This is a genomic window from Mycobacterium sp. NAZ190054, from assembly GCF_001545925.1.
Lineage (GTDB): Bacteria > Actinomycetota > Actinomycetes > Mycobacteriales > Mycobacteriaceae > Mycobacterium.
In genome coordinates, this window is sequence record NZ_LMVQ01000254.1 from 1 (window position 1) to 5,423 (window position 5,423).

The 5,423-nt window shown below is 56.4% G+C and carries 3 rRNA genes; all 3 read left to right on the top strand.

From position 1 onward, the window contains the following. The first annotated feature begins 159 nt into the window (after positions 1–159). The 3 genes from ASJ79_RS17755 (at position 160) to rrf (ending at position 5,416) form a co-directional block, all read left to right on the top strand. Positions 160–1,681, top strand: a 16S ribosomal RNA gene (locus ASJ79_RS17755). Between the two features lie 392 nt (positions 1,682–2,073). Beyond that, a 23S ribosomal RNA gene (locus tag ASJ79_RS17760) occupies positions 2,074–5,195 on the top strand. A gap of 107 nt (positions 5,196–5,302) precedes the next feature. After that, positions 5,303–5,416, top strand: a 5S ribosomal RNA gene (gene rrf, locus ASJ79_RS17765). Together the 16S, 23S and 5S rRNA genes form the textbook arrangement of a ribosomal RNA operon. The last annotated feature ends 7 nt before the right edge of the window (positions 5,417–5,423 follow it).

Below are 5,423 nucleotides of genomic sequence, written 5' to 3' on the forward strand. Positions count from 1 at the left end.
GGGCGTGTTGTTTGAGAACTCAATAGTGTGTTTGGTGGTTTTTGTTTGTTGTTTTTTGGCCTGCCTCTTTTTCCCGTTTAGGGGTGGGTTGTTTTTGGATGCCAGTTTTTGGTGTCTTTTGTTGAGGTCAGATTTTTCTGAATTGCCTTTTTGAGGTTTTGTTTGGAGAGTTTGATCCTGGCTCAGGACGAACGCTGGCGGCGTGCTTAACACATGCAAGTCGAACGGAAAGGCCCTTCGGGGTGCTCGAGTGGCGAACGGGTGAGTAACACGTGGGTGATCTGCCCTGCACTTTGGGATAAGCCTGGGAAACTGGGTCTAATACCGAATACACCCTTCTGATCGCATGGTCTGGGAGGGGAAAGCTTTTGCGGTGTGGGATGGGCCCGCGGCCTATCAGCTTGTTGGTGGGGTGATGGCCTACCAAGGCGACGACGGGTAGCCGGCCTGAGAGGGTGACCGGCCACACTGGGACTGAGATACGGCCCAGACTCCTACGGGAGGCAGCAGTGGGGAATATTGCACAATGGGCGCAAGCCTGATGCAGCGACGCCGCGTGAGGGATGACGGCCTTCGGGTTGTAAACCTCTTTCGGTAGGGACGAAGCGCAAGTGACGGTACCTACAGAAGAAGGACCGGCCAACTACGTGCCAGCAGCCGCGGTAATACGTAGGGTCCGAGCGTTGTCCGGAATTACTGGGCGTAAAGAGCTCGTAGGTGGTTTGTCGCGTTGTCCGTGAAAACTCACAGCTCAACTGTGGGCGTGCGGGCGATACGGGCAGACTGGAGTACTGCAGGGGAGACTGGAATTCCTGGTGTAGCGGTGGAATGCGCAGATATCAGGAGGAACACCGGTGGCGAAGGCGGGTCTCTGGGCAGTAACTGACGCTGAGGAGCGAAAGCGTGGGGAGCGAACAGGATTAGATACCCTGGTAGTCCACGCCGTAAACGGTGGGTACTAGGTGTGGGTTTCCTTCCTTGGGATCCGTGCCGTAGCTAACGCATTAAGTACCCCGCCTGGGGAGTACGGCCGCAAGGCTAAAACTCAAAGGAATTGACGGGGGCCCGCACAAGCGGCGGAGCATGTGGATTAATTCGATGCAACGCGAAGAACCTTACCTGGGTTTGACATGCACAGGACGCTCATAGAGATATGGGTTCCCTTGTGGCCTGTGTGCAGGTGGTGCATGGCTGTCGTCAGCTCGTGTCGTGAGATGTTGGGTTAAGTCCCGCAACGAGCGCAACCCTTGTCTCATGTTGCCAGCACGTTATGGTGGGGACTCGTGAGAGACTGCCGGGGTCAACTCGGAGGAAGGTGGGGATGACGTCAAGTCATCATGCCCCTTATGTCCAGGGCTTCACACATGCTACAATGGCCGGTACAAAGGGCTGCGATGCCGTGAGGTGGAGCGAATCCTTTCAAAGCCGGTCTCAGTTCGGATCGGGGTCTGCAACTCGACCCCGTGAAGTCGGAGTCGCTAGTAATCGCAGATCAGCAACGCTGCGGTGAATACGTTCCCGGGCCTTGTACACACCGCCCGTCACGTCATGAAAGTCGGTAACACCCGAAGCCGGTGGCCTAACCCCTTGTGGGAGGGAGCCGTCGAAGGTGGGATCGGCGATTGGGACGAAGTCGTAACAAGGTAGCCGTACCGGAAGGTGCGGCTGGATCACCTCCTTTCTAAGGAGCACCACGTAAAAGGTTGTGGCACTGGGTCACACCTGTAGCCGTGAGGAACCCTTTCACCTGTAGTGGGTGGGGGTTTGGTGCACGACAAACGTTGAGCCGCATGGGATTTGCGGTGATGGGACTGCCAGACACACTATTGGGCTTTGAGACAACAGGCCCTGCGATCAAGTGATTGGTCGGCCGTCACCGTTGGGTGGTGGAGCGTGTTGTTGCCCTGCTTTGGTGGTGGGGTGTGGTGTTTGATTTGTGGATAGTGGTTGCGAGCATCGAAGGATGGGTGCATGGCTTTGGTTGTGTGCTTGTTCTTCGTGTAATGCAAATTTTTCTGATACTCGCATGCATCTTTTGGGGTGTGTGTGGGTGACTCATTTTTTGGTTTTGTGTTGTAAGTGTTTAAGGGCGCATGGTGGATGCCTTGGCACTGGGAGCCGATGAAGGACGTGGGAGGCTGCGATATGCCTCGGGGAGCTGTCAACCGAGCGTGGATCCGAGGATGTCCGAATGGGGAAACCCGGCACGAGTGATGTCGTGTCACCCAACGCTGAATATATAGGCGTTGGGGGGGAACGCGGGGAAGTGAAACATCTCAGTACCCGTAGGAAGAGAAAACAATATGTGATTCCGTGAGTAGTGGCGAGCGAAAGCGGAGGAGGCTAAACCGTGTGCATGTGATACCCGGCGGGGGTTGTGTGTGCGGTGTTGTGGGGCGTTTCTTCTTCTCTCCGCCGAGAGGAGCGAAAGTGATCAACCGTTGTGTTAGTCGGAGTGGCCTGGGATGGTCTGCCGGAGAGGGTGAGAGCCCCGTAGATGAAAACTCAACGGCTTTCGTGGAATGTTCCCGAGTAGCAGCGGGCCCGTGGAATCTGCTGTGAATCTGCCGGGACCACCCGGTAAGCCTGAATACTTCCCAGTGACCGATAGCGGATGAGTACCGTGAGGGAATGGTGAAAAGTACCCCGGGAGGGGAGTGAAATAGTACCTGAAACCGTGCGCTTACAATCCGTCAGAGCCCTCCCTTTGTGGTGGGGTGATGGCGTGCCTTTTGAAGAATGAGCCTGCGAGTCAGGGACATGTCGCGAGGTTAACCCGGGTGGGGTAGCCGTAGCGAAAGCGAGTCTGAATAGGGCGTATCCGCACAGGAGTGTGTGGTGTAGTGGTGTGTTCTGGACCCGAAGCGGAGTGATCTACCCATGGCCAGGGTGAAGCGCGGGTAAGACCGCGTGGAGGCCCGAACCCACTTAGGTTGAAGACTGAGGGGATGAGTTGTGGGTAGGGGTGAAAGGCCAATCAAACTCCGTGATAGCTGGTTCTCCCCGAAATGCATTTAGGTGCAGCGTCGCAGTGTTCGTGTCGGAGGTAGAGCTACTGGATGGCCGATGGGCCCTACTAGGTTACTGACGTCAGCCAAACTCCGAATGCCGGCACGGTGTAATGCGGCAGTGAGACGGCGGGGGATAAGCTCCGTGCGTCGAGAGGGAAACAGCCCAGATCGCCGGCTAAGGCCCCTAAGCGTGTGCTAAGTGGAAAAGGATGTGCAGTCGCGAAGACAACCAGGAGGTTGGCTTAGAAGCAGCCACCCTTGAAAGAGTGCGTAATAGCTCACTGGTCAAGTGATTGTGCGCCGATAATGTAGCGGGGCTCAAGCACACCGCCGAAGCCGCGGCAGCACACTTTGTGTGCTGGGTAGGGGAGCGTCCTGCATCCGGTGAAGCCGCCGAGTGATCGAGTGGTGGAGGGTGTGGGAGTGAGAATGCAGGCATGAGTAGCGATAAGGCAAGTGAGAACCTTGCCCGCCGGAAGACCAAGGGTTCCTGGGCCAGGCCAGTCCGCCCAGGGTGAGTCGGGACCTAAGGCGAGGCCGACAGGCGTAGTCGATGGACAACGGGTTGATATTCCCGTACCCGTGTGTGAGCGTCCCTGATGAATCCGTTCTGCTAACCGCCCAAATGGTGGTTCACCAATCCCTTCGGGGTGCGGGGATCGCCGGCTGCGCGGGACCCGGATGGGTAGTAGTCAAGCGATGGGGTGACGCAGGAAGGTAGCCGTACCAGTCAGTGGTAATACTGGGGTAAACCTGTAGGGCGAGTGATAGGTAAATCCGTCGCTCATGATGCCTGAGAGGTGATGCATAGCCGATTGAGGCGAATTCGGTGATCCTATGCTGTCGAGAAAAGCCTCTAGCGAGCGCACACACGGCCCGTACCCCAAACCAACACAGGTGGTCAGGTAGAGAATACCGAGGCGTACGAGTGAACTATGGTTAAGGAACTCGGCAAAATGCCCCCGTAACTTCGGGAGAAGGGGGACCCCCATACCGTGAACCCACTTGCTGGGGGTAGCGGGAGGGGGTGGCACAAACCAGTGAGAAGCGACTGTTTACTAAAAACACAGGTCCGTGCGAAGTCGCAAGACGATGTATACGGACTGACGCCTGCCCGGTGCTGGAAGGTTAAGAGGACCCGTTAACCCTTTCGGGGGTGAAGCGGAGAATTTAAGCCCCAGTAAACGGCGGTGGTAACTATAACCATCCTAAGGTAGCGAAATTCCTTGTCGGGTAAGTTCCGACCTGCACGAATGGCGTAACGACTTCTCAGCTGTCTCAACCATAGACTCGGCGAAATTGCATTACGAGTAAAGATGCTCGTTACGCGCGGCAGGACGAAAAGACCCCGGGACCTTCACTACAACTTGGTATTGGTGCTCGGTACGGTTTGTGTAGGATAGGTGGGAGACTGTGAAACGCAGACGCCAGTTTGTGTGGAGTCGTTGTTGAAATACCACTCTGATCGTATTGGGCCTCTAACCTCGAACCGTTTATCCGGTTCAGGGACAGTGCCTGGTGGGTAGTTTAACTGGGGCGGTTGCCTCCTAAAATGTAACGGAGGCGCCCAAAGGTTCCCTCAACCTGGACGGCAATCAGGTGTTGAGTGTAAGTGCACAAGGGAGCTTGACTGCGAGACGGACATGTCGAGCAGGGACGAAAGTCGGGACTAGTGATCCGGCACCTCTGAGTGGAAGGGGTGTCGCTCAACGGATAAAAGGTACCCCGGGGATAACAGGCTGATCTTCCCCAAGAGTCCATATCGACGGGATGGTTTGGCACCTCGATGTCGGCTCGTCGCATCCTGGGGCTGGAGCAGGTCCCAAGGGTTGGGCTGTTCGCCCATTAAAGCGGCACGCGAGCTGGGTTTAGAACGTCGTGAGACAGTTCGGTCTCTATCCGCCGCGCGCGTCAGAAGCTTGAGGAAACCTGTCCCTAGTACGAGAGGACCGGGACGGACGAACCTCTGGTCTACCAGTTGTCCCACCAGGGGCACCGCTGGATCGCCACGTTCGGACAGGATAACCGCTGAAAGCATCTAAGCGGGAAACCCCCTCCAAGACCAGGCTTCTCACCCATTAAGTGGGATAAGGCCCCCCGCAGACCACGGGATCGATAGACCAGACCTAGAAGCCTAGTAATAGGTGCAGGGAACTGGCACTAACCGGCCGAAAACTTACAACAACAACAAAACCTCGCAACCACACCACACCACAAACCACAACCACACCCCACCACCAATAACGGGGCACACTCAACAAGATTCACACTCGAAAACGAGTGAATAGAGTTACGGCGGTCCATAGCGGCAGGGAAACGCCCGGTCCCATCCCGAACCCGGAAGCTAAGCCTGCCAGCGCCGATGATACTACCCACCCGGGTGGAAAAGTAGGACACCGCCGAACACAAATT